Here is a 21476-nt window from a genome sequence, read left to right as displayed (position 1 = left end):
AACGCCCCTGCTCAGCCGCGCCGCGGGCGGTCAGTGGGTGTCTTCGGCCTCGACCTCGGTGCGGTCGCCCGACCACAGCGTGTGGAAGGTGCCGTCCTTGTCGATGCGCTTGTAGGTGTGCGCACCGAAGAAGTCGCGCTGGCCCTGGATCAGGGCGGCGGGCAGGCGCCGCGCGCGCAGTCCGTCGTAGTACGCCAGCGACGACGAGAAGGCGGGAGCGGGGATGCCGGCGGCGGCAGCCAGCGCGACGATGTTGCGCCACGCGTCCTGCGCGCGCGTCAGCGCGTCGACGAAGTACGGCGCCGTCAGCAGAACGGCAAGGTCCGGCTCGGCTTCGTACGCGTCGGCGATCCGGTTGAGGAACTGGGCGCGGATGATGCAGCCGGCGCGCCAGATCTTGCTGACCGCGCCGAGGTCGATCGACCAGTCGTAGTGCGCGGCGCCGGCGCGGATCTCGTCGAATCCCTGCGAGTACGCGACGATCTTCGACGCGTAGAGGGCCAGCCGCACCTGCTCGATGAAGGCGTCCGCGTCGGCGCCGGTGAGGTGCTCGCCGGTCGAGTCGTCAGGACCGGGCAGTGCGCCGGAGATGGAACGCTGCTCGGGGTGGCTCGACAGCGATCGCGCGAACACGGCCTCGGCGATGCCCGAGACGGGAACTCCCAGGTCGATCGCGGTCTGCACGGTCCACCCGCCGGTGCCCTTCGCGCCGGCCTGGTCGAGGATGACATCGACCAGCGGCGCGCCGGTCTCGGCGTCGACCTGGCGCAGCACCTCGGCGGTGATCTCGATCAGGTAGCTCTCCAGCTCGCCCGTGTTCCACTCGGCGAAGACATCGGCGATCTCGGCGGGCGACTTTCCCGTGGCGCGACGGATGAGGTCGTAGGCCTCCGCGATCAGCTGCATGTCGGCGTACTCGATGCCGTTGTGCACCATCTTCACGAAGTGACCGGCACCGTCGTGTCCGATGTGGGTGACGCAGGGCTCGCCTTCGGCGACCGCTGCGATCGAGCGCAGGATGGGACCGAGCGTGACCCAGGCCTCGTCGGGGCCGCCGGGCATGAGCGACGGGCCGAGGAGCGCGCCCTCCTCACCGCCGGAGACACCCATGCCCACGAAATTGAAGCCGCGCTCTCGCACGGCCTTCTCTCGACGGATGGTGTCCGTGAACAGCGCGTTTCCGCCGTCGATGATGATGTCGCCGGGCTCGAAGACGTTCATCAGCTCATCGATGACGGCGTCGGTGGGGCCGCCCGCCTTGACCATGATGAGTGCCGTGCGCGGCTTCTGCAGGCTGGCGGCGAACTCCTCGTAGGAGAAGGCGGGAACGAAGCCGGCCTCGGGGTGCTCCGCGACGAGCTCGTCGGTCTTCGAGCGCGAACGGTTGTACACCGCGACGGTGTTGCCCTCGCGCGACGCCAGATTGCGGGCCAGGTTCGAGCCCATCACCGCGAGTCCGACGACTCCGATGTTGGCCGTGGGCGACACGGGCGTGGTGGTCTCGGCAGCGGTCTGTTCGGGCACGTCGAACTCCTCAGGGTCGGTCGGGGATTCCGTTCTCAGCGTAGTCCGCCCCGGGTGCGGCGGGCGTCGGATGACGCTGCGCCGTCAGTCGCCGTGTGACCGAGATATCACGCTCGCCGAGTCCCGCAGTCATGATCTCGTCGAAGACCGCGCGCAACGCGGGCAACAGGGCGGTCGTGGTGTGTGTGGATGCCGCGACGTCGGCGGCGAAGCCCAGATCCTTCACCATGTAGGCGGCGGCGCCCGACGGGCTGTCGTCACCAGCGACGAGGCGGTCCTTGCGGCTGCGCAGCAGGTTCGAGCCCGCATAGCCGCCCGCCAGCAGCGACCACAGGGCGTCGAGGTCGAGCCCGGAGCGTGCGGCCAGTTCGGTGGCCTCCCCGAGGGCGACGATGGTCGCGGCCACGACGAGCTGATTGCAGGCCTTCGCCACCTCTCCGGCACCGAGCGGGCCGAGGTGGACGGGAGTGCCGCAGGGGGAGAGGATGCGCGCGGCCAGCGCGGCGTCGGCATCCGCTCCGCCGAGCATGATCGACAGCGTCCCCGCGCTCGCCCCGTCGACGCCCCCCGAGACCGGGCAGTCCACGACGCGCACACGACCCCCGCTCTGCCGGTCGAGCCGTTCGGTGATCGTGCGCACGCCCGTGGGCGAAGAGGTCGACCCGATCAGCAGCAGCAGGTCCTCGGCGCCGGCGAGCAGGCCGTCATCGCCGTCGAGGATCTTCTCCAGGTCCGGCAGGTCGGGGAGCATGACGAGTACGGCGTCGCTGTGCGCGGCCAGTTCGCCGGGTGTGTCCACGGGACTCGCGCCGAGCTCGACGAGATCGGGCCGCGGCGACCGTGACCAGATCGCGAGACGCCCGCGGGCGCGGATGAGATGGCGAGCCATCGGCGTGCCCATGGCACCGGTGCCGATCATTCCGAGGCGGACGTCCTCGGCCGCAAGAGACGATGTCATGACCACACTCTAGACAGAATCCAACGGGATGAACAGCGTTCAGTAAAGTGGACGTGCGGTAGAGTAGTCGCGGATCACATCCACCCGATGGAGGGAAACGAATGTCGGATCACGCCGTCCGCTCGCTGCGCGCCGTCGCCGCCGTACCGCTGCGGGAGGAGCTCTGTCGGCTGATCGAGCGGCTCGAACCGCGCGTCGAGATGGTCCGCGAGCCCGACCTCCTTCCTCCGATGCGCGGCCCGGCCGACTGGTCGGGCGACCCCGCTTTTCGGCGTACTCCCGCCGAGCAGCGCCGCTTCGAGGAGCTCGTCGACTCGGCAGACGCCCTCTTCGGCATTCCGGATGTCGACCCGGCGGCGCTCGCGCGCACGGTGGCGGCCAATCCGCGGCTGCGGTGGGTCATGACCACGGCAGCCGGAGGCGGCGCGCAGGTGCGGGAGGCGGGTCTTGCGCCTGAGGCGCTCCAGCGCGTCGTCTTCTCGACGAGCGCAGGCGTGCACGGGGGAGCGCTCGCCGAGTTCGCGGTGTTCGGCGTGCTCGCCGGAGCGAAGGACCTGCCGCGGCTGCGCGCCGACCAGGACGCGCGCACGTGGCCCCTGCGGTGGCAGATGCGCCAGCTCGACGAGATGACCGTGCTCATCGTCGGGCTCGGCGGCATCGGGTCGGCCTGTGCGCGGCGCTTCGCCGCTCTCGGCGCGACGGTGTGGGGCACGACGCGTTCGGGGGAACCGGTCGAGGCCGTGGACCGCCTCGTGCCTCTCGAGGAGCTGCCGTCGGTGATCGCCGAGGTGGATGCGGTCGTGGTGACGCTGCCGGGCACGACGCAGACGCACCATCTCATCGGCGCGGCCCTGCTGTCGAGGGCGCGTCCGGGCCTGATCCTCGCCAGCGTCGGACGCGGCAGCGTCATCGACGAGGCGGCACTGCTGCGGGCTCTCGACGACGGCACCGTCTCCTTCGCCGCGCTGGATGTCTTCGAGGTGGAGCCGCTCGCGCAGGACTCGCCGCTGTGGTCGCATCCCCGCGTCCTGGTGAGTCCGCACACGGCGGCCCTGGACAGTCGGGAGGAAGAGCGGATCGCGCGGCGGTTCGCCGCCGACGCGACGCGACTGCTCGATGGCGCCGCGTTGCACGCTGTTGTCGATACGGTCGAGTTCTACTGACATCGGCGCACGGCGGCGTGCGTCGTGAAGGAGGATCATGACCGACGACCTCGACGACCGTGCCACACGCGACCCCGCTCCCGCCGTCACTCGCGGCATCCGGCTGCTCGAACTCCTCGCGGAGGCGAGGCGGCCGCTCACGCTGACCGAGATCGCGGCGGCGCTGGGTCTTGCCAAGTCCTCGACCGCGAACCTGTGCCTGGCGCTGGAAGCGGCCCGCATGATCGAGCGGGGTGCGCAGGGGTATCGCCTCGGCCTGCGCACGGCAGAGCTCGGGGGAGCCTTCGCCGCGCAGTTCAACCAGGTGCGCGAGTTCTACGGCGTGTGCGATGCGTCGCCGATCCTCGCGGGCGAGCTCGTGCAGGTCGCGATCCTCGACGGGGCCGATGCGCTCTACATCGCCCGGCACGAGGGGTCGCGTGCGGTGCGCATCGGCACGCCGCTCGGCTCCCGCCTTCCGGCGGCGTTGAGTGCGACCGGGCGGGCGATGCTGTCCACGCTCTCGGATGCCGAGGTGACCGAACTCGTGGGCGCCGATGCCGTCTTTCCGTCGGTCGCCGATGCGGCGGCGCGCGATCTCACGGGGCTGCTGCGGCGTCTGGCCGACGTGCGCGAGCGCGGCTGGGCTCTGGATGCCGAGGAGTCGCTGCCCGGAATCGTCGGGGTGGCCGTGCCCTTGGAGGGCTGGGCGCCCGGCGATCCGCAGCTGGCCCTGGGTGTGGGGCTGCCCGCGGCCGAAGCCGACCAGCGGCGGATCGCGGCCGTGGCGGCGGCACTCAACGAGGCCGCGCGACAGCTCACGAACCCTTTCAGTGCGGCCGCCCGCCGCGACTGAGCGCCGCAGCCGCGTGGGTCGGGCCCTCGCCCGCCGGCGCATAAATCCAACATATTGAACATCGTCCACTGGGTTGATACTCTGATCGCACACGCGGCCGTGCCGTGCCGATCAAAGGAGATGGCAGTGACAGACCTTCGACCCCCGGTGGACACCACGTCGGACGACCCGGATTACGCCGCGAACCTGCGTCGGGCAACCCTCGCCTCCAGCATCGGCAGTGCCTTGGAGTACTTCGATTTCGCGCTGTACGGACTGTCCACCGCGCTCATCTTCAACGTGCTGTTCTTCTCCCAGGACGATCCGGCCATGGCCACGGTCGCCGCCTTCGCCACGTTCGGCGTCGGATTCGTGGCCCGTCCCTTCGGCGGCCTGTTCTTCGGCGTTCTCGGTGACCGTCTCGGGCGCAAGTGGGTGCTCGTGATCACCATCCTGCTCATGGGCGGCGCCTCCACCGCGATCGGGCTGCTGCCCACGTACGCGCAGATCGGGCTGTGGGCACCGGCGCTGCTGGTGCTCATGCGCCTGCTGCAGGGCTTCGGCGCCGGAGCCGAGCAGGCCGGTGCCACCGTGCTGATGGCGGAGTACGCCCCCGTGCGGCGACGCGGCTTCTTCTCCGCGCTGCCTTTCATCGGCATCCAGGCGGGTACGCTCCTGGCCGCGGTGGTCTTCAGCCTGATCACGCTCCTGCCGGAGGATCAGCTGCTCTCGTGGGGCTGGCGGGTGCCGTTCCTGTGCTCGTTCGCCCTCATCCTGGTCGCGCTGTTCATCCGCATGCGCCTGCGCGAAACGCCGACGTTCGTGGAACTCGAGAAGCACGAGCAGATCAGTGATCGACCGGTTCGCGAGATCTTCGGTCATGGACTGCCGGGTGTCATCGTCGGCATCGGTCTGCGCATGGCCGAGAACGGCGGCTCCTACATGCTGAACACGCTCGCGCTGACCTTCTTCGTCACCGTTGCGGGATCCGGCGCCGACAAGAGCCTGCTCACGTGGGGCGTCACTCTCGGCTCGCTGCTGGGCATCTTCACGGTGCCGCTGTCCGGTGCCCTGTCGGATCGCTGGGGGCGTCGGACGGTCTACCGGATGGGCGCGCTGTTCCTGCTGGTGTACTCGTTCCCCGCGTGGTGGCTGCTGACGCTCGGCAATCATGCGATCGCGATCGCGGTCATCGCGATCGGCATCGGATTCGGAGTCAACGTCATGCTCGGTCCGCAGTGCGCCCTGCTGCCGGAGATGTTCGGCAACCGGCACCGCTACCTCGGGGTGGCCATGGCCCGTGAGCTGTCGGCGGTGCTCGCCGGCGGACTTGCCGGTGTGCTGGGCGCGTATCTGATCGCGGTGAGCGGCGGCAACTGGGTTCTGCTGGGTATCTACATGGCGACCCTTGCCCTGATCACGACGGCCGCGACGTTCCTCGTGCCCGAGACCCTCCGGCGCGACCTCACACGCACCGACGACGCGGTGAAGGTGTCGCGCGACGAGGCCGGCGAGGGCGTGTCGTCGACCACGGTGACCATCCGGACGGTGCGCTGGTGATGCGCGCCGACGACGGCGGAGGGCCGTCGTGCTGATCGGGCGGGCGCTCGTCGACGGGAGGGCTGTGGACGTGCGGTGGAGCCCCGACGGCCCGGTGCCGATCTCGGTGCCCGATGACGGCGATGACATCGCGTGCGGTGGGCACGACATCGCGGGGCCGCGCGCCGACGCCGAGCTGATCGCCCCCGCGGCACCTGTCGTCCTCGTCGGGATCGCACAGAACGGGCCGCGTCATCCGGCTCCCGTCCAGGCCTGGTTGAAGAGCCCGCGCACGATCGTTCCGTCCGGGCGCACCGTGCGGCTACGACGCGATGCCGGGCAGAGCGTCGCCGAGGGCGAGATCGCCGTCGTGATCGGCCGGGACTGCACGGAGCTGACGGCGGCGACGGCCGAGCGGTTCGTGCGGGGCGTGACCGCCGTCAACGATCTCTCCAGCCCCGATCGCACCGTCATCGACGTCCGCAACTTCGAATCGAAGTCGGGGGTGGGATACACGCCCCTCGGGCCGTGGATCGACACGGCCGCGGACATCGATCGCGTCGCGCTCGGCCTCGAGATCGATGGTGCGGTGGTGGCGCAGACGGATGCCGCGGCGCTGCCGGTATCGATCCGCGACTGTCTCGCCTACGTCGCGTCATGGACGCCGCTCGGGCCCGGTGACGTGGTGATGACGGGAGCGCCGTTCAGTGCCGCTGCGGTCCAGCCGGGCCACCGCATCGACGTGATCGTCGGCGGTGTGCGGCTGACCACGCCGACCTCGTGAGCGGGCTCGTCCGTGCCTCACGCGTGGGCGACCTCGCCGGACACGAGTCGGAGGTGCTCGCGCGCGGACGCCTCGGCGCTCGCTCCATCGCGGCGGACGATCGCCTGCGCGGTGGACACGTGCGCCTCCAGCGTGCCCACCCGCGGCAGGCTCGGCGTAAGGCCGCGCACCGCTCGGCCCCGCAGGATCTCGGCGATCGGTTCGCTGAGCTTGCCGAACAGCGGATTGCCGCCGGCGCGCAGAAGAAGCGAGTGATAGGCGATGTCGGCTTCGAGATACTCCTCGGTGTCGCCGAGCCCCTGCGCGCCGAGCTCGTTGAGGCGGGTCGCGTGCGCGAGGAGGTGCTCACGTTGGGCGTCGTCGGCGCGCTCGGCCGCGAGACGGGCGGCGATCGGCTCCACGGCGGCCCGCAGCTCGGTGAGCTCTCGAAGGACGTCGTTGCGCCGGGGGCCGTCCAGAGTCCACTCGATGACGGTGGCGTCGAGGCTGTCCCATTCCTCCCGCGGGCGCACCACGAGTCCCACGCGGCGCCGGGAACGCAGCAGCCCGTGCGCCTCGAGCACGCGGACGGCTTCGCGGACGACGGTACGGGAGGCGGAGAACTCCTCCTCGAGATCGGCGACGGTCATTCCCGACCCGGGGGCGAGCGCGCCGCCGGCGATGCGTCGGCCGAGGGTCTCCACGATATGCGCGTGCGACGCGGTCGAGGCGGTGGTGGGCATCGGTGTCCTTCTGTCAGGGGACACGCTACCGGGACATGGCGTCCGGTGACCCGAGGCAAGGGAAAAAAGTACGACGATTCGCTTGCAATAAGTAGTACTTTTGTGAAACGGTGGTCCCGCCGCCGGGAACGACCCCGGCGCATGGACGATTCATCGGAGAAGCCCCCATGCAAGATTGGACGCAGACGCTCGGCGCCGTCCCGCTGCTGCTCATCGCAGCAGGCGCCATCGCGCTCATCCTCATCCTCATCATCTGGGCGCGCATGCACGCGTTCCTCGTGCTCGTGCTCGTTTCGCTCCTCACGGCACTGGCGACCGGCATCCCGATCGACGGAGTCGGCAAGGTCCTCATCGACAGCTTCAGCGGCACTGTCGGCGCCGTCGCCCTTCTGGTCGGATTGGGCGCGATGCTGGGAGCGCTGGTGGAGACCTCCGGCGGTGCACGCGTGCTCGCGGAGAAGATGGTGTCCGTCTTCGGTGAGAAGCGGGCCGCGTTCGCACTCGGTGTGGCCTCGCTCATCATGGGATTCCCGATGTTCTTCGACGCGGGACTCATCGTGATGCTCCCGGTGATCTTCGCCGTCGGACGACGCATCGGCGGCAAGCACATGCTCCTGTACGGCATCAGTGCCGCCGCCGCGTTCTCGGTCATGCACGTCTTCGTGCCGCCGCACCCCGGCCCCATCACGGCCAGCGAGACGTACGGGGCCAATCTCGGGCTCGTCCTCCTCATCGGTATCGTCGTCGCGCTGCCGACGTGGTACCTCACCGGCTACCTGTGGGCGAAGTTCACCGACAAGCGCATCCCGCTTGCGATCGTCGACCTCTTCGGCGGCCGCGACGTCGAGCCCACTAACCCGCCGAAGGCCGGCACCGTCATCGGGGTGCTCGCGATCCCGCTCGTGCTGATCCTGCTCAACACGGGCATGTCCGCGCTCGTGTCCGCCGGGGCCGTGGACGGCGCGCTCGTCTGGGTGCAGGCGCTGCGCCTGATCGGCACCAGTCAGATCGCCCTGCTCATCTCCGTGCTCGTAGCCCTGTTCGTGCTGGGCACCCGCCGCGGCGTGCACGGCACGGCGCTGGAGAAGATCGTCGACTCCGCCCTCGGGCCGATCTGCTCCGTCGTGCTCATCACGGGCGCCGGTGGCATGTTCGGCGGCGTGCTGCGGGCGTCGGGCATCGGCTCGGCGCTCTCGGACTCGCTGTCCTCGATCGGCATTCCGGTGATCTTCGCCGCCTACCTCATCGCGGTCGTCCTGCGCGTCGCACAGGGCTCGGCCACGGTGGCCCTGGTCACGGCGGCGGGCCTGGTCTCGCCCGCGGTGCTCGCAGCCGGCTTCAGCCCCCTGCAGGTGGCGTGCGTCGTTCTCGCCACCGCCGCCGGCTCCGTGTTCGCCGGGCATGTCAACGACTCCGGCTTCTGGCTGGTCGGTCGCCTCATGGGCATGGACGTGAAGACCACGCTGAAGACATGGACGGTTCAGCAGGCCCTCGAGTCGGTCGTCGGCTTCGCCTTCGTGCTCATCATCTTCGGGGCGGTGTCCCTTGTCTGATCTGTTCGACCTCAGCGGGCGTACCGCCCTCGTCACCGGATCTTCGCGAGGGCTCGGACAGAGCCTGGCGGCGGGCCTGGTCGATGCGGGCGCGCGCGTGATCGTCCATGGGCGCAGCCGCGAGGGTGTCGCCGACAGCGCCGCCCTGCTGGCCGATCGGACGGGCGCGCGCGTCGAGACCGTCGTCTTCGATGTGACGGATGCCGCGGCCGTCGAGGCCGCGATCGCCGAGCTCGTCGCGCGCGTGGGCGTTCCCGACATCCTCGTCAACAACGCCGGCATCCAGCGTCGAGCGCCGTTCGAAGAGTTCGCGGTCGCGGACTGGGACCAGGTGATCGCCACCAACCTGTCCAGCGCGTTCTACGTGTCGCGCTTCGTCGTGCCGGGGATGATCGCACGCGGCTCGGGGAAGATCATCAACATCGCGTCGGTGCAGTCCGCGCTCGCGCGGCAGACGATCGCCCCCTACTCGGCGAGCAAGGGCGGCATCGCGCAGCTGTCGCGCGGCATGGCTGCCGATCTGGCGCGCCACGGCATCCAGGTGAACACGCTCTCGCCCGGCTACTTCGCCACCGAGATGAACGCTGCCCTCGTCGCCGACGAGGACTTCACCGCCTGGGTCGCCCAGCGCACCCCGGCTGGTCGGTGGGGGCGGGTCGAGGAGCTGCGCGGCCCCCTGACCTTCCTCGCCTCGGCGGCGAGCGACTTCGTGAGCGGACAGAACCTGTTCGTCGACGGCGGCATGACCGCGGTCGTGTGATCGAGAGGAGCAACCATGGATGCGGTCGTGATCAGAGGGCGCCAGGACGTGGCGGTCGAGGAGCTCGGCGTGCCGCCGTGCACCCTCGGGCAGGTACGGCTGCGGGTCGGCTACGTCGGCATCTGCGGCTCTGACCTGCACTACTACTTCGACGGCGCGAACGGGGCGTTCGTGGTCACCGAGCCTCTCATCCCGGGGCACGAACTCGCCGGCTGGATCGACGACGATCCCTCCGGCACCTGGGCGCCGGGCACGCCCGTCACGGTGCACCCGGCGCGCTTCGGGAGCTGCGTGCCCGCTATCGCTGAGGCGCCGCACCTGTGGCCCGGGGGTTCGTACCTCGGCAGCGCCTCGACGACACCGCATACGCAGGGGGCGATGGCAGATCGCCTCGTCGTCGACGCGGCGATGGTGCGGGTACTGCCCGAGTCCCTGTCGGTGCGGCGTGCGACGCTGGCGGAGCCGCTGGCCGTGGCCCTGCATGGCGTCGGTCGCGCCGGGAGTGTCGACGGCGCGCGGGTGCTGGTGTGCGGCGCCGGTCCGATCGGGCTTCTCGCCGTCGTCGCCGCGCAGGCCCGCGGCGCTGCGGTCGTCGACGTCAGCGATCTGCTGCCCGAGGCGTTGGAGCGTGCGGCTGCGCTCGGCGCCGATCGCACGTGGCGCGCGGGAAGCGATGAGGTGCCCGGCGAGGCCTACGACGTGGTGCTGGAGTGCTCGGGCGCGGCGCCCGCCGTCAGCACCGCCGTCTCCGCGGTGCGTCGGCGCGGCGTCGTCGTGCAGATCGGCATGCTGCCGAACGAGCCCCGTCCGATCAACCTCGCCCCCTTGGTCGCCAAGGAGGCGACGCTCACCGGCGCCTTCCGCTTCCTCGACGAGATGGAGGAGGCGATCGCTCTCCTGGACGCGCAGCCCGCGGTGGAGAGCGTCATCACCCACGAGTTCGCGCCCGCCGACGCCGTCACGGCGTTCGAGACCGCTCGTGACTCGGCATCCAGCGCCAAGGTGATCGTGGCCATGGCGTCCGCGCGAGAGGCGGGCCAGTGAGCATGCCCTCCCGTGCGCCGCGCATCGTCGTGATGGGCCCGAGCGGCTCGGGCAAGACCGCCGTCGGGGCCGCGCTCGCCGTCGACTTCGGCGTCGACTTCGTGGATGCCGACGACCTGCACCCCGTGCAGAACGTCGCCAAGATGGAGTCGGGCGTGCCGCTGGACGATGACGACCGACGGCCCTGGCTCGACGTCGTCGGACGGCGCCTGGCGTCTTCACCGGGGCTGGTCATGGCCTGTTCCGCTCTCGCCCGTCGCTATCGCGATCGCATCCGCGAGGCCGCACCCGACACGCGGTTCGTCGAACTCGTCGTCTCGCGTGCCGAGCTCGACCGTCGGATGCGTTCGCGCCAGCATTTCATGCCGGTCGCCCTCTTGGAGTCGCAGTTGGCGACGCTCGAGCATCTCGGTGCCGACGAGGACGGGGTCGCCGTCGAGAACATCGGGGGCATCATCGAGGTCGCCGCCCGCGCGCGCGCCGCTCTGGATCAGGCCGAGCGCCGATAGGCAGACGGGCGGCGACGAGAAGGAAGGGTACGCTCGCATCGCGGGGCGCAGTGGCCGATCCCCGCGGCAGCGGAGGTGAAGATGGCGCGGGTCGTGTTGATGGGGTCGTCGGATGCCGCGGTCGAGCTCACCGGAGCGGCGCTCGCCGCGCGACTGCGCGCCCGCTACATCGACGGCGACGAGTTGCGCCCGCCCGCCCGCCGGCGTCGCCGCCGCGCTGAGACGACGCCCGCAGCGTCCGATGCCGAGATCTGGTTGGACGCGCTGCGCCTCGTTCTCGTGGAGGCGGCGGCCGTCGTGGTGACCACGGGACCGCTCACGCGCGCGGCGCGTGATGCCGTCCGCGCGCGCGTGCGCGACGTCGTCTTCGTCGAGCTGGTCGGCCGCGAGAGTGTCGGCGAGCCGCTCACGCAGGACGAGGCGGGATTCCGCGTGGCGGCGGGGGCCGATCTGCAGATCGTCGTCGATCGGGTCGCCGATCTGCTGACATCCACGACACTCGCGGGTGCGGGCGACGGGATCAGTCCTTGCGGTAGCCCGAGCGCCCGAGCGTGAAGAGGGCGCCGACGACGGCGACGGTCGCTCCCACCGACATCAGTCCGATGATCCACAGGAGTGCGTGCGACATCCAGCCGTAGTCCATGGGTTCCTCCGGAGTGAGAGACGGGTGGGCGCGGCCTCGGCCGCGCGAGGGCACCCGTGTGGGCACCGTCTCCATCGTAGCGGCGTCGCTGGTAGAGTGGAGTCCTCCCTCGGCGAGGGATGCCGTGTGTTCGCGTATCGGCATCCGTGATCGACGCGGTGATGCGGGCCCACGCGGCGCGGACGGACAGTCCGGGCGGGCTCTCCTCACGTGACCACGTTCGAGTCGAGACCCAGACCCAGACCAGGGCGAGAAGCCCGCAAGGAGAATCATCATGTCGACCGAGACCGACACCAAGGTCATCGCCGAGGTTCGCGAGAACTTCGGCAAGGGCTTCGCCCGCCGTCTGCGCGCCGCAGGCAAGATCCCCGCCGTCATCTACGGCCACGGCACCGACCCGGTGCACGTCGCGCTGCCCGGCCACCAGGTCGCGCTGCTCGTGCGTCGTGCCAACGCCGTCCTCGAGCTCGAGATCTCCGGTGCGCAGCAGCTCACCCTCGTGAAGGACGTCCAGAAGGACCCGGTGCGCCAGATCATCGAGCACATCGACCTCCTCGTCGTGAAGAAGGGTGAGAAGGTCCAGGTCGACGTTCCCGTCGTCGTCGTCGGCGAGCCCTTCGCGGGCACCATCGCCAACCTCGACAACGCGACCGTGTCGCTCGAGGTCGAGGCCACGCACATCCCCGAGAACGTCGAGGTCGACGTCGAGGGCCTCGAGGACGGCACGCACATCACCGCGGCCGACCTGAAGCTCCCGCGCGGCGCCGCGCTGGTCACCGACGCCGAGACGCTCATCGTCGCGATCTCCGTGCCGGCGGCGACGATCGCCGAGGTCGACGAGATCGAGGCGGCCGACGAGGCCGTCGCCGAGGAGCAGTCGGAAGAGGCTGCCGAGTAATCGACGCATCATGAACGAAGCCCGTCGCCGCCGATACTGGTGGGGCGGGCTTCGTCGTGGATCGACCGGTGAGGACATGAGCATGGCCGAGACATGGCTGGTGGTGGGGCTGGGAAACCCCGGCGTCCGCTACGAGAGCACCCGTCACAACGTGGGGCAGATGGTGATCGCCGAGCTCGCCTCTCGGCGGGGTGAGACGCTGCGTGCGCACAAGGCGAACGCGCGCGTCGCGGAGAGCTGGCTGCGTCCGGGTGGGGCGAAACTCGTGCTCGCCACCCCCAATTCGTACATGAACGTGTCGGGCGGCCCGGTTTCGCAGCTCGCGCGCTTCTACGACGTTCCCGCCGACCGCATCGTGCTCGTCCACGACGAGCTCGACATCCCGTTCGACACCATCAAGCTCAAGACCGGCGGTGGACACGGCGGCCATAACGGCATCCGCGATGTCGCCAAAGCTCTGGGTACCCCCGACTTCCCGCGCGTGCGGGTCGGTATCGGCCGTCCTCCGGGACGCCAGGATCCGGCGGACTGGGTGCTCGATCCGTTCTCTTCGGCCGAGCGCGCCGCGTTGCCGGTGCTGGTGTCGGAGGCTGCCGACGCGGTCGAGCTGCTCGTCGGGGAGGGGCTGCTCGCCGCCCAGCAGAAGCATCACGCGCCGCGCGCCTGAGCCTGCGAGTGGCTTCGTCGGGAGGTGTTCGGTGGTCGGGGAGCGTCAGGAGTAGGTGGGGATCGCGGCGACGACGCCGGCAAGGACGGCGAGCGTGACCGCGACGGCATAGACGATGGGGCCCGCCGCCGCGACGATCACGGCGCCGATGCCCTGCCCGCGTCCCCGCCGGCTCGCGATGGCGACGATCCCCTGGATCAGAGCCCAGACGCCGAGGACGGTTCCGCTCCAGAATCCGATCTCGGCCCACAGCACGAGCCCGCGCACGGGACTCAGCAGGGCGAGGGTCTGATCGTCGGAGAGATGCTCCAGCGGCCTGGTCGATGTCAGACCTGCGTGGGCGACGGCTCCCGACGCGGCGGCGAAGCTCGTGGTGGCGCTGAGCACCGAGGAGAACGCGACGGCGCAGATCGCGACGATCACCGCGATCGTACCGAGAGCCTTCGAGGTGGTCGGCGCGGGCGGCGTCACCGATGGCGGCAGGTAGACCGGGGGAGCACCCGGCACGGACTGGACGTAGCCGCCCGTCGGCCATGCGGGTCCGGCGGGTCCCGGAGCTCGCGTCACGGCGGGCGGTACGGGGGCGTGCTGCGGGATCTCGCTCACCTGCTCATCCTAGGGACAACACCGCTGAGATCAGGAGCGATGTCGGGGCGCCGCGCTCGCACGATCGTGCTCGGCGGAGCGGGTGTCGGCGCGGAGCCATAGACTCTTTCGGTGACAGTTTCCGGGATCGTTCACGCCCTTCTTCAGGCGGATGTGATCCGCGAATCCGTCGAGTCGGCCCTCTCCGACGCCGATTTCTCGATGATCCCCGGGCTGGACGCGCCGCTGCTGGCCGCGCTGCTGGATCGTCGGCGCGCGGCAGGTCTGCCGGGTGTCCTGCTGGCCGTGGCTCCCACGGGCCGGCGCGCTGAGGCGTTGGGTGCGGCATTGTCCGACGTCATCCCGGATGCCGAGGTGCGGCACTTTCCCGCCTGGGAGACCCTTCCGCACGAACGCCTGAGCCCGTCGCCCGAAACGGTCGGACGCCGCCTGGATCTGCTGCGCACGGTCGCAAGCTGGGACGGGCGACGCCCCCTCGTCGTGACCGCTTCGGTGCGCAGCGCGCTTCAGCCCATCGCGGCCGGGCTCACCGACGCCGGCGTCATCGCCCTGTCCGTGGGCGGGCGCGGCCACGACCTGGACGCCGTCACGCGACGACTCGTGGAGCTTGCCTACCACCGAGTCGACATGGTGTCGCGACGCGGAGAGTTCGCCGTGCGCGGCGGCATCCTCGATGTCTTTCCGCCGGCCGCCGACCATCCCTATCGGGTTGAGTTCTTCGGCGACGAGGTGGATCAGATCCGCGCGTTCTCGGTCGCCGATCAGCGCTCTCTGCCCGGAGAGGTGAAGGACATCACCCTTCTGCCCAGCCGTGAGCTGCTGCTGACCCCTGAGGTCCGTGAGCGCGCGGCCGCGCTGCGCGACCGCTTCCCGGGCCTGCGCACCATGCTCGAGAAGATGAGCGAGGGCATTCCGGTGGAGGGCATGGAGTCTCTGCTGCCGGCGCTCGCCGACGCCGTGGTGCCGCTCATCGACTACCTGCCCACCGGCGCCGCGGTCGCTCTCGTCGATCCGGAGCGCGCCGTCGGCCGCGCCATGACGCTCGGGGAGACCAACCGGGAGTTCCTGGAGGCCGCGTGGAGCGCCGCCGTCGCCGGCGCCGACACCCCCGTCGACCTGGGCTCCGGCGACTTCCTGACCCTGCCGGAGTTGCAGGCCGCGACATCGGCCCGCTCCGGCGTGTGGTGGACGCTCAGCGGCTTCGATTCGGGTGAGGCGGATGCCGCGGCCGACCTCGCCGGTCTCGCCTCGGCACCCCGCAGCGATGTCGTCCGTGTTCCCGGCTCGGCGGTGCCGTCCTTCCAGGGCAACGTCGACGGTGCGACGGCACACGTCGCGCAGCTGCTCGCCGAGCGGTGGCGTGTCGTCATCGCGGCCTCGGGGGTGGGACTCGTCGATCGCGCTCGAGACGTGCTCGCCGAACGCGGCATCGCCGCCCGCAGCGTCGACGGCCTCCAGGACGCGCCGGAACCGGGCGTCGCCGTCGCAGTCGTCGGAGCCTTGGAGAGCGGCTTCGAGCAGCCCGAGGCCCGGCTGGCCGTGCTCACCGAGGCCGAGTTCTACGGTCGGACGATCGGCGCCGACAGCCGCGTCGTCAAGAAGCTCGCCTCACGGCGTCGCAACGTCGTCGACCCGTTGCAGCTGAAGGCGGGCGACATCGTCGTGCACTCCACGCACGGCATCGGCCGCTTCGTCGAGCTCGTCCAGCGCGAGGTGTCCAGCGGCGGTCGCCATGCCGTCAAGACCACGCGCGAGTATCTCGTGCTCGAGTACGCGCCCACCAAACGCGGCCATCCGGGCGACAAGCTGTTCGTGCCCACCGACCAGCTCGACCTGTTGAGCAAGTACGTCGGGGGTGAGGCGCCGACGCTCTCCAAGATGGGCGGCAGCGACTGGGCGGCGGCCAAGGGCAAGGCACGCAAGGCTGTGCGCGACATCGCCGTCGAGCTGGTCAAGCTCTACTCGGCGCGGATGGCCGCGAAGGGCTACGCCTTCGGTCCCGACACCCCGTGGCAGCGCGAGCTGGAGGAGGCGTTCCCCTTCGCCGAGACTCCCGACCAGCTGCAGACCATCGAGGAGATCAAGGCCGACATGGAGCGGCCGATCCCGATGGACCGTCTCCTCTCGGGCGATGTCGGCTTCGGTAAGACCGAGGTCGCCGTGCGGGCCGCGTTCAAGGCGATCCAGGACGGCAAGCAGGTCGCGATGCTGGTCCCCACGACACTGCTGGTCAAACAGCACCTCGACACCTTCACCGAGCGGTTCGCGGGCTTTCCCGTGAAGGTGCGTCCGCTCTCGCGGTTCCAGTCCGACAAGGAGGCACGAGAGATCGTCGCAGGGCTCCTCGAGGGCAGCGTCGACATGGTCATCGGCACCCACCGCATCCTCACAGAGAAGGTCGCCTTCAAGGACCTCGGGCTCATGATCATCGACGAGGAGCAGCGGTTCGGCGTCGAGCACAAGGATGCGCTGAAGAAGCTGAAGACGAACGTCGACATCCTCGCGATGAGCGCGACGCCCATCCCGCGCACACTCGAGATGGCCGTCACCGGAATCCGCGAGATGTCGACGCTGCAGACTCCGCCCGAGGACCGGCATCCGATCCTCTCCTACGTCGGGCCCCGCAGCGACAAGCAGATCGCCGCGGCGATCCGCCGGGAGCTGTTGCGCGAGGGGCAGATCTTCTACGTCCACAATCGCGTGCAGTCGATTCAACGCGTCGCCGCCCAGCTCGCCGAGCTGGTACCCGAGGCGCGGATCGCCGTCGCCCACGGTCAGATGGGCGAGCACGCACTCGAAGAGGTCGTGGACGGGTTCTGGGAACGGCGTTTCGACGTGCTCGTCTCGACGACCATCATCGAGACCGGGCTGGACATCTCCAACGCCAACACGATCATCATCGACCGCGCCGACAAGTACGGCCTCAGCCAGCTCCACCAGCTGCGCGGGCGCGTCGGTCGGGGCCGGGAGCGTGCGTACGCCTACTTCCTCTACGACGAGATGAAGCCGCTGTCGGAGACAGCCGCCGACCGGCTGGAGACGATCGCGGTCAACAACGACCTCGGCAGCGGCATGCAGGTCGCCCTGAAGGATCTCGAGCTGCGCGGTGCCGGAAACCTCCTGGGCGCCGAGCAGGCCGGGCACATCGCCGGCGTGGGCTTCGACCTCTACCTGCGGATGATCGGCGAAGCGGTCGCCACCTTCCGCGGCGACGAGGTGGACGGGCCGACCGAGCTGCGCCTGGAGCTTCCGGTCGATGCGCGTCTGCCCGAGAGCTACATCGACAGCGAGCGGCTGCGTCTGGAGGCCTACCAGAAGCTCTCCGCTGCGGCATCCCCCGACGCCCGCACCCGCGGTGGAGAGGGAGGCGCCTCGGCCGATCCGATCGACCTGGTCATCGAGGAGCTCACCGACCGGTACGGTGCGCCGCCGCGCGAGGTCGACGGTCTCGTCGCCATCGCACGCCTGCGCCGTCGCGCCGCTGCTGCCGGGCTCTCCGATGTGGTCGCGATGGGGCCCAACCTGCGCGTCGTGCCCGCCCCGGCATCCGATTCCCTGCGTGTGCGGCTGCAGCGTCTCTACCCGAAGTCGAAGGTGCTCGCCGGCGGCGAGGCGATGATCGTGCCGCTGCCCACCGCCGGTGGCGAGCCGGTCGCAGACGCCGATCTGATCGCGTGGGTCGCCCAGCTCATCGATCAGCTCTACCCGTTGCCGGTGACCGAGGCCGCCGAAGCCTGACCGGCGCGATCCCCGCGGATCAGAGGGAGATCGCCCCGTCGGACAGCAGCACGACCGCCGCGATCGCCGCGGCGACCGCGAGGGCGAACACCACCCACTCGGCCGGCGCGAAAACGCGGCGCTCCCGACGACGTCGCGCGACGACGAACAGCGCCGTGCCGGGTACCAGCACGAGCATCGCCAGCAGCAGATACTGCCCCCCGGCCGCCGCCAGCAGGAACAGCGTGTAACCGGTCGCGCAGATCGCGACGACGAGAGCGCCGAGACCGGCCGCGCGGCGGGCGCCCTCCGCGCGCACGTCGGCGATCGCGACCCGCAGGCCGTAGCCCGCGGTGAGCACGTAGGGGATGAGCGCGAAGGCGCTGGTGAGGCTGAGGGCGACGTCGAAGGCATCGGCCGACAGCAGGACGACCAGCAGCAGCACCTGCACGAGCAGCGTCGACATCGTCAACGCGCCGACCGGCACGTCGTGGGCATTGGTGCGCGCGAAGATCGGAGGAAGGTCGCCGTCCCGTGCGGCGACCAGCAGCACCTCGGCCGCCATCAGGGTCCATGACAGATAGGCCCCGAGTACCGCGACGATGAGCGAGATTCCGACGAAGGCGGCGCCCCACGGGCCGACCACCTCAGCGAGCACACCGGCCATCGACGGCTGGGAGAGGGCGGCGATGCGCTCACGCGGCAGGATGCCGAAGGACACGATGGTGACGGAGGCGAAGATCGCGAGCACGCTCAGAAAGCCCAGCACCGTCGCGCGTCCGACGTCGCGCCGGCGGCGCGCGTGCCGGGAGTACGCGCTGGCGCCCTCCACGCCGATGAAGGCGAACACCGTCACCAGGAGCGTTCCGCGCACCTGATCGAACAGCGGCAGATCGTTCGGTCCCCACAGGTTCGCGGCGAAGACCTCGGGATCGAAGGCCGTCACGCACAGCACGACGAACACGACGATGGGTAGCACCTTGGCGACGCTCACGATGCGGTTGACCGCAGCGGCCTCGCGGGTGCCGCGCCGCACGAGCAGGAAGAACACCCACAGCCCGACCGAAGAGACGGCGACGGCGAGCACCGTGTCGCCGCCGGCCAGCGGCGGCGCGACCGCGCCGATGGTCGACATGATGAAGACCCAGTAGAAGACGTTGCCCGCGCACGCGCTCGCCCAGTACCCGAACGCCGAGAGGAAGCCCAGGTAGCGGCCGAAGCCTGCGCGCGCATACGAGTAGACACCGGCGTCCAGGTCGGGTCGACGTGCGGCCAGTCGCTGGAAGACCAGGGCGAGCGTGAACATCCCCGTTCCCGCGAGAGCCCAGGCGACGAGAGAGCCCACGACTCCCGTCTGTGCGGAGAACGTGCCCGGCAGCGAGAACACACCCGCACCCACCATCGATCCGACGACGAACGTCGACAGGGTCAGGGTGGAGACGGTCGCGGGGGAGCGGACGTCTCTGCTCATCGCCGTCAGATCACACCCTGCGCGAGCATGGCGTGCGCAACACGCTCGAAGCCGGCGATGTTCGCTCCGGCGACGTAGTCCTCGGCCCTGTCGTATCGTTCGGCGGCGGTGAAGGCCGCCCGGTGGATGTCGCGCACGATCGCGCGCAGCTTGCGCTCGCTGTCGTCGAAGCTCCAGCGCTGGCGCGACGCGTTCTGGCTCATCTCCAGCGCCGAGGTCGCGACGCCGCCGGCGTTCGCGGCCTTGCCCGGACCGAACAGGACCCCGGCCGCGCGGAATGCGCTCACCGCGCCGGGAGTGCACGGCATGTTGGCGCCCTCGGAGACGGCCGTCACACCGTTGCCGATGAGGGCCTGCGCGTCGTTCTCGTCGAGCTCGTTCTGTGTGGCGGCCGGCACCGCGATGTCGACCGCGACACTCCAGGGCCGGGCGTTCGCGACGAAGCGGGCGGAGGGCCGACGCTCTGCGTACACCGAGATGCGGGCCCGCTCGACGTCTTTGATCTCGCGCAACAGGGCGACGTCGATACCGGCATCGTCCACGACGTAGCCCGACGAGTCGGATGCGGTCACCGGCAGTGCGCCAAGCTGGTGCGCCTTCTCGATGGCGTAGATCGCAACGTTGCCCGAGCCGGACACCCCCACGCGCAGACCGTCGAGCGTGCGGCCGTGCACCGCCAGCATCTCCTCGGCGAAGAAGACGGCACCGTAGCCGGTCGCCTCGGTACGCACCTCCGCTCCGCCCCACTGCACGCCCTTGCCGGTGAACATGCCGGACTCGTGACGGTTCGTGATCTTTCGGTACTGGCCGAAGAGATAACCGACCTCTCGCGCGCCGACCCCGATGTCGCCGGCTGGCACGTCGGTGTGCTCGCCGAGGTGGCGGTAGAGCTCGTTCATGAAGGCCTGGCAGAACCGCATGATCTCGCCATCCGAGCGCCCGCGCGGATCGAAATCGCTGCCGCCCTTGGCTCCGCCGATGCCCTGCCCGGTGAGTGCGTTCTTGAAGATCTGCTCGAACCCGAGGAACTTGATGATCGACAGGTTGACGCTGGGATGGAAGCGTAGACCGCCCTTGTACGGTCCGAGCACCGAAGAGAACTGCACGCGATAGCCGCGATTGACGCGCACGCGACCGGCGTCGTCGACCCACGGCACGCGGAACATGATCTGGCGCTCGGGCTCGACCAACCGCTCGAGCACGCCGGCGGCCTCGAATGCCGGGTGGCGCTCGACGACGGGAGCGATCGAGTCCAGCACCTCGTGCACCGCCTGCTGGAACTCCGCCTCGTGCGGGTTGCGTTCGCGCACGCCACGGAACACGATGTCGACGGGGGCGGGCAGGGGTGTCAGGTGGTCTGTCACGGTGGAGCTTTCCGGCCACGCCCCGGGTGGTGCGGCCTGTCCCACCCTAGCGGCGACCGAGGCGGGCCTCGACGCGTGTGACGTCGCTCGCCTACGCTGGGCGCGGGAGGATGATCATGCAGTTCGAACATCTCGGGGCGCGCCCCCGCATCCACCCCGATGCCGTCGTGGCCCCCACGGCCGTGATCTCCGGTGACGTCGAGATCGGAGCCGGCTGCCAGATCCTGCACGGTGCCGTGCTGACGGCGGAGGGCGGCCCGATCACGCTCGGCTCACACGTGATCGTCATGGAGAACGCCCTGATCAGGGCGAGCGCCGCACACCCCGTGCACATCGGCTCGCACGTGCTCGTGGGCCCGACGGCCAGCATCTCCGGAGCGACGATCGCCGATGAGGTCTTTCTCGCCACGGGTATCCGGGTGTTCAACGGTGCGCGCATCGGCGAACGATCCGAGGTGCGCATCGGTGCGATCGTGCACCTGCGCACGGTCGTGCCGCCGGATGCCGTGGTACCCATCGGCTGGGTCGCCGTGGGCGATCCCGCCCAGATGCTCTCGCCCGATCGTCACGAGGAGATCTGGGCGCTGCAGAAGGAGCTGGACTTCCCGGGGTTCGTCTTCGGCCTGGATCGGGAGACACCCGATCTGATGATCCAGCTCACCGAACGTTACGGCGCGGCGCTCGCGCGCCACGCCGACGACCGCCGCGTGGACTGAGTCCCCGCGGCGGTCCGGATCGGG

General features: G+C 70.2%; 20 protein-coding genes. 13 read left to right on the top strand and 7 right to left on the bottom strand.

From position 1 onward, the window contains the following. Positions 1-30: 30 nt before the first annotated feature. Both gndA and ACT53O_RS09420 read right to left on the bottom strand, forming a co-directional pair. Positions 31-1524: an NADP-dependent phosphogluconate dehydrogenase gene (gene gndA, locus ACT53O_RS09425; protein ID WP_039412245.1), complete on the bottom strand. Its 1494-nt coding sequence runs from the start codon at positions 1522-1524 to the stop codon at positions 31-33. 10 nt (positions 1525-1534) lie between these two features. Continuing rightward, the gene (locus ACT53O_RS09420) at positions 1535-2482 is read right to left on the bottom strand and encodes an NAD(P)-dependent oxidoreductase (RefSeq protein ID WP_433718426.1); all 948 of its coding nucleotides are present in this window, start codon (positions 2480-2482) and stop codon (positions 1535-1537) included. 101 nt (positions 2483-2583) lie between these two features. Between ACT53O_RS09420 and ACT53O_RS09415 the strand changes: the two genes are divergently transcribed. The 4 genes from ACT53O_RS09415 (at position 2584) to ACT53O_RS09400 (ending at position 6782) form a co-directional block, all read left to right on the top strand. Further along, positions 2584-3645: a D-2-hydroxyacid dehydrogenase gene (locus ACT53O_RS09415; RefSeq protein ID WP_036315191.1), complete on the top strand. Its 1062-nt coding sequence runs from the start codon at positions 2584-2586 to the stop codon at positions 3643-3645. A gap of 37 nt (positions 3646-3682) precedes the next feature. Then, a complete protein-coding gene (locus ACT53O_RS09410) occupies positions 3683-4480 on the top strand; it encodes an IclR family transcriptional regulator (protein WP_135949732.1) in 798 nt (265 codons plus the stop codon). A 120-nt stretch (positions 4481-4600) separates the two neighbouring features. After that, positions 4601-6019 (top strand): MFS transporter, encoded by a 1419-nt coding sequence (locus ACT53O_RS09405; protein ID WP_476152051.1) that lies wholly within the window; start codon positions 4601-4603, stop codon positions 6017-6019. A 28-nt stretch (positions 6020-6047) separates the two neighbouring features. Then, positions 6048-6782, top strand: coding sequence for a fumarylacetoacetate hydrolase family protein (locus ACT53O_RS09400; RefSeq protein ID WP_112931148.1), 735 nt, complete (start codon positions 6048-6050; stop codon positions 6780-6782). A gap of 17 nt (positions 6783-6799) precedes the next feature. Here ACT53O_RS09400 and ACT53O_RS09395 read toward each other — a convergent pair whose 3' ends face one another. Next, positions 6800-7504, bottom strand: a complete 705-nt coding sequence (locus tag ACT53O_RS09395) for a FadR/GntR family transcriptional regulator (RefSeq protein WP_476152048.1) — start codon at positions 7502-7504, stop codon at positions 6800-6802. Positions 7505-7671: 167 nt separating this feature from the next. On the opposite strand from ACT53O_RS09395, the gene ACT53O_RS09390 reads away from it, so the two are divergent. The 5 genes from ACT53O_RS09390 (at position 7672) to ACT53O_RS09370 (ending at position 11925) form a co-directional block, all read left to right on the top strand. Continuing rightward, positions 7672-9057, top strand: coding sequence for a GntP family permease (locus tag ACT53O_RS09390; protein WP_112931149.1), 1386 nt, complete (start codon positions 7672-7674; stop codon positions 9055-9057). Beyond that, complete coding sequence (locus ACT53O_RS09385) at positions 9050-9817, top strand: SDR family oxidoreductase (RefSeq protein ID WP_476152046.1); 768 nt, start codon at positions 9050-9052, stop codon at positions 9815-9817. The genes ACT53O_RS09390 and ACT53O_RS09385 overlap by 8 nt, the downstream gene beginning before the upstream one ends. Positions 9818-9832: 15 nt before the next feature. Continuing rightward, positions 9833-10861: a zinc-binding dehydrogenase gene (locus ACT53O_RS09380; protein WP_476152044.1), complete on the top strand. Its 1029-nt coding sequence runs from the start codon at positions 9833-9835 to the stop codon at positions 10859-10861. Between the two features lie 2 nt (positions 10862-10863). After that, positions 10864-11370, top strand: a complete 507-nt coding sequence (locus tag ACT53O_RS09375; RefSeq protein ID WP_476152614.1) for a gluconokinase — start codon at positions 10864-10866, stop codon at positions 11368-11370. Between the two features lie 81 nt (positions 11371-11451). Next, positions 11452-11925: a shikimate kinase gene (locus ACT53O_RS09370; protein ID WP_476152042.1), complete on the top strand. Its 474-nt coding sequence runs from the start codon at positions 11452-11454 to the stop codon at positions 11923-11925. Here ACT53O_RS09370 and ACT53O_RS09365 read toward each other — a convergent pair. Next, positions 11891-12079 carry a hypothetical protein gene (locus tag ACT53O_RS09365; protein ID WP_476152040.1) on the bottom strand — a complete coding sequence of 63 codons (189 nt, stop codon included), beginning with the start codon at positions 12077-12079 and terminating at the stop codon, positions 11891-11893. The two genes, ACT53O_RS09370 and ACT53O_RS09365, sit on opposite strands and share 35 nt — an antisense overlap. A 208-nt stretch (positions 12080-12287) precedes the next feature. Here ACT53O_RS09365 and ACT53O_RS09360 point away from each other — a divergent pair, with 208 nt between their 5' ends. Both ACT53O_RS09360 and pth read left to right on the top strand, forming a co-directional pair. Beyond that, positions 12288-12911 carry a 50S ribosomal protein L25/general stress protein Ctc gene (locus ACT53O_RS09360; RefSeq protein ID WP_036315218.1) on the top strand — a complete coding sequence of 208 codons (624 nt, stop codon included), beginning with the start codon at positions 12288-12290 and terminating at the stop codon, positions 12909-12911. Positions 12912-12993: 82 nt separating this feature from the next. Beyond that, positions 12994-13578 (top strand): aminoacyl-tRNA hydrolase, encoded by a 585-nt coding sequence (pth, locus tag ACT53O_RS09355; RefSeq protein ID WP_476152612.1) that lies wholly within the window; start codon positions 12994-12996, stop codon positions 13576-13578. 45 nt (positions 13579-13623) lie between these two features. On the opposite strand, the gene ACT53O_RS09350 is transcribed toward pth, so the two are convergent. Further along, complete coding sequence (locus ACT53O_RS09350; protein ID WP_476152037.1) at positions 13624-14184, bottom strand: hypothetical protein; 561 nt, start codon at positions 14182-14184, stop codon at positions 13624-13626. A 111-nt stretch (positions 14185-14295) separates the two neighbouring features. Here ACT53O_RS09350 and mfd point away from each other — a divergent pair, with 111 nt between their 5' ends. Next, positions 14296-17922, top strand: coding sequence for a transcription-repair coupling factor (mfd, locus tag ACT53O_RS09345; protein ID WP_476152035.1), 3627 nt, complete (start codon positions 14296-14298; stop codon positions 17920-17922). Positions 17923-17941: 19 nt separating this feature from the next. Here the strand turns inward: mfd and ACT53O_RS09340 are convergent, their stop codons facing one another. Both ACT53O_RS09340 and gdhA read right to left on the bottom strand, forming a co-directional pair. After that, a complete protein-coding gene (locus ACT53O_RS09340) occupies positions 17942-19372 on the bottom strand; it encodes a basic amino acid/polyamine antiporter (protein ID WP_476152033.1) in 1431 nt (476 codons plus the stop codon). Between the two features lie 5 nt (positions 19373-19377). Next, entirely contained in the window at positions 19378-20736 is a 1359-nt protein-coding gene (gene gdhA, locus ACT53O_RS09335; RefSeq protein ID WP_476152031.1) for an NADP-specific glutamate dehydrogenase, read from the bottom strand. Between the two features lie 116 nt (positions 20737-20852). Between gdhA and ACT53O_RS09330 the strand changes: the two genes are divergently transcribed. Beyond that, complete coding sequence (locus ACT53O_RS09330) at positions 20853-21452, top strand: gamma carbonic anhydrase family protein (protein ID WP_112932846.1); 600 nt, start codon at positions 20853-20855, stop codon at positions 21450-21452. Positions 21453-21476 lie beyond the last annotated feature (24 nt).

This window comes from Microbacterium sp. DMC48 (assembly GCF_056313825.1).
The sequence above is the reverse complement of the archived record's forward strand: the minus strand, read 5'-3'. Positions and strand labels throughout refer to the sequence as shown.

Bases quoted from the DNA above. Each gene is read 5' to 3' on its own strand.
- ACT53O_RS09420 (WP_433718426.1), bottom strand. From the start codon at position 2,482: ATGACATCGTCTCTTGCGGCCGAGGACGTCCGCCTCGGAATGATCGGC.
- ACT53O_RS09415 (WP_036315191.1), top strand. From the start codon at position 2,584: ATGTCGGATCACGCCGTCCGCTCGCTGCGCGCCGTCGCCGCCGTACCG.
- ACT53O_RS09410 (WP_135949732.1), top strand. From the start codon at position 3,683: ATGACCGACGACCTCGACGACCGTGCCACACGCGACCCCGCTCCCGCC.
- ACT53O_RS09405 (WP_476152051.1), top strand. From the start codon at position 4,601: ATGGCAGTGACAGACCTTCGACCCCCGGTGGACACCACGTCGGACGAC.
- ACT53O_RS09395 (WP_476152048.1), bottom strand. From the start codon at position 7,504: ATGCCCACCACCGCCTCGACCGCGTCGCACGCGCATATCGTGGAGACC.
- ACT53O_RS09390 (WP_112931149.1), top strand. From the start codon at position 7,672: ATGCAAGATTGGACGCAGACGCTCGGCGCCGTCCCGCTGCTGCTCATC.
- ACT53O_RS09380 (WP_476152044.1), top strand. From the start codon at position 9,833: ATGGATGCGGTCGTGATCAGAGGGCGCCAGGACGTGGCGGTCGAGGAG.
- ACT53O_RS09375 (WP_476152614.1), top strand. From the start codon at position 10,864: ATGCCCTCCCGTGCGCCGCGCATCGTCGTGATGGGCCCGAGCGGCTCG.
- ACT53O_RS09370 (WP_476152042.1), top strand. From the start codon at position 11,452: ATGGCGCGGGTCGTGTTGATGGGGTCGTCGGATGCCGCGGTCGAGCTC.
- ACT53O_RS09360 (WP_036315218.1), top strand. From the start codon at position 12,288: ATGTCGACCGAGACCGACACCAAGGTCATCGCCGAGGTTCGCGAGAAC.
- pth (WP_476152612.1), top strand. From the start codon at position 12,994: ATGGCCGAGACATGGCTGGTGGTGGGGCTGGGAAACCCCGGCGTCCGC.
- ACT53O_RS09340 (WP_476152033.1), bottom strand. From the start codon at position 19,372: ATGAGCAGAGACGTCCGCTCCCCCGCGACCGTCTCCACCCTGACCCTG.
- ACT53O_RS09330 (WP_112932846.1), top strand. From the start codon at position 20,853: ATGCAGTTCGAACATCTCGGGGCGCGCCCCCGCATCCACCCCGATGCC.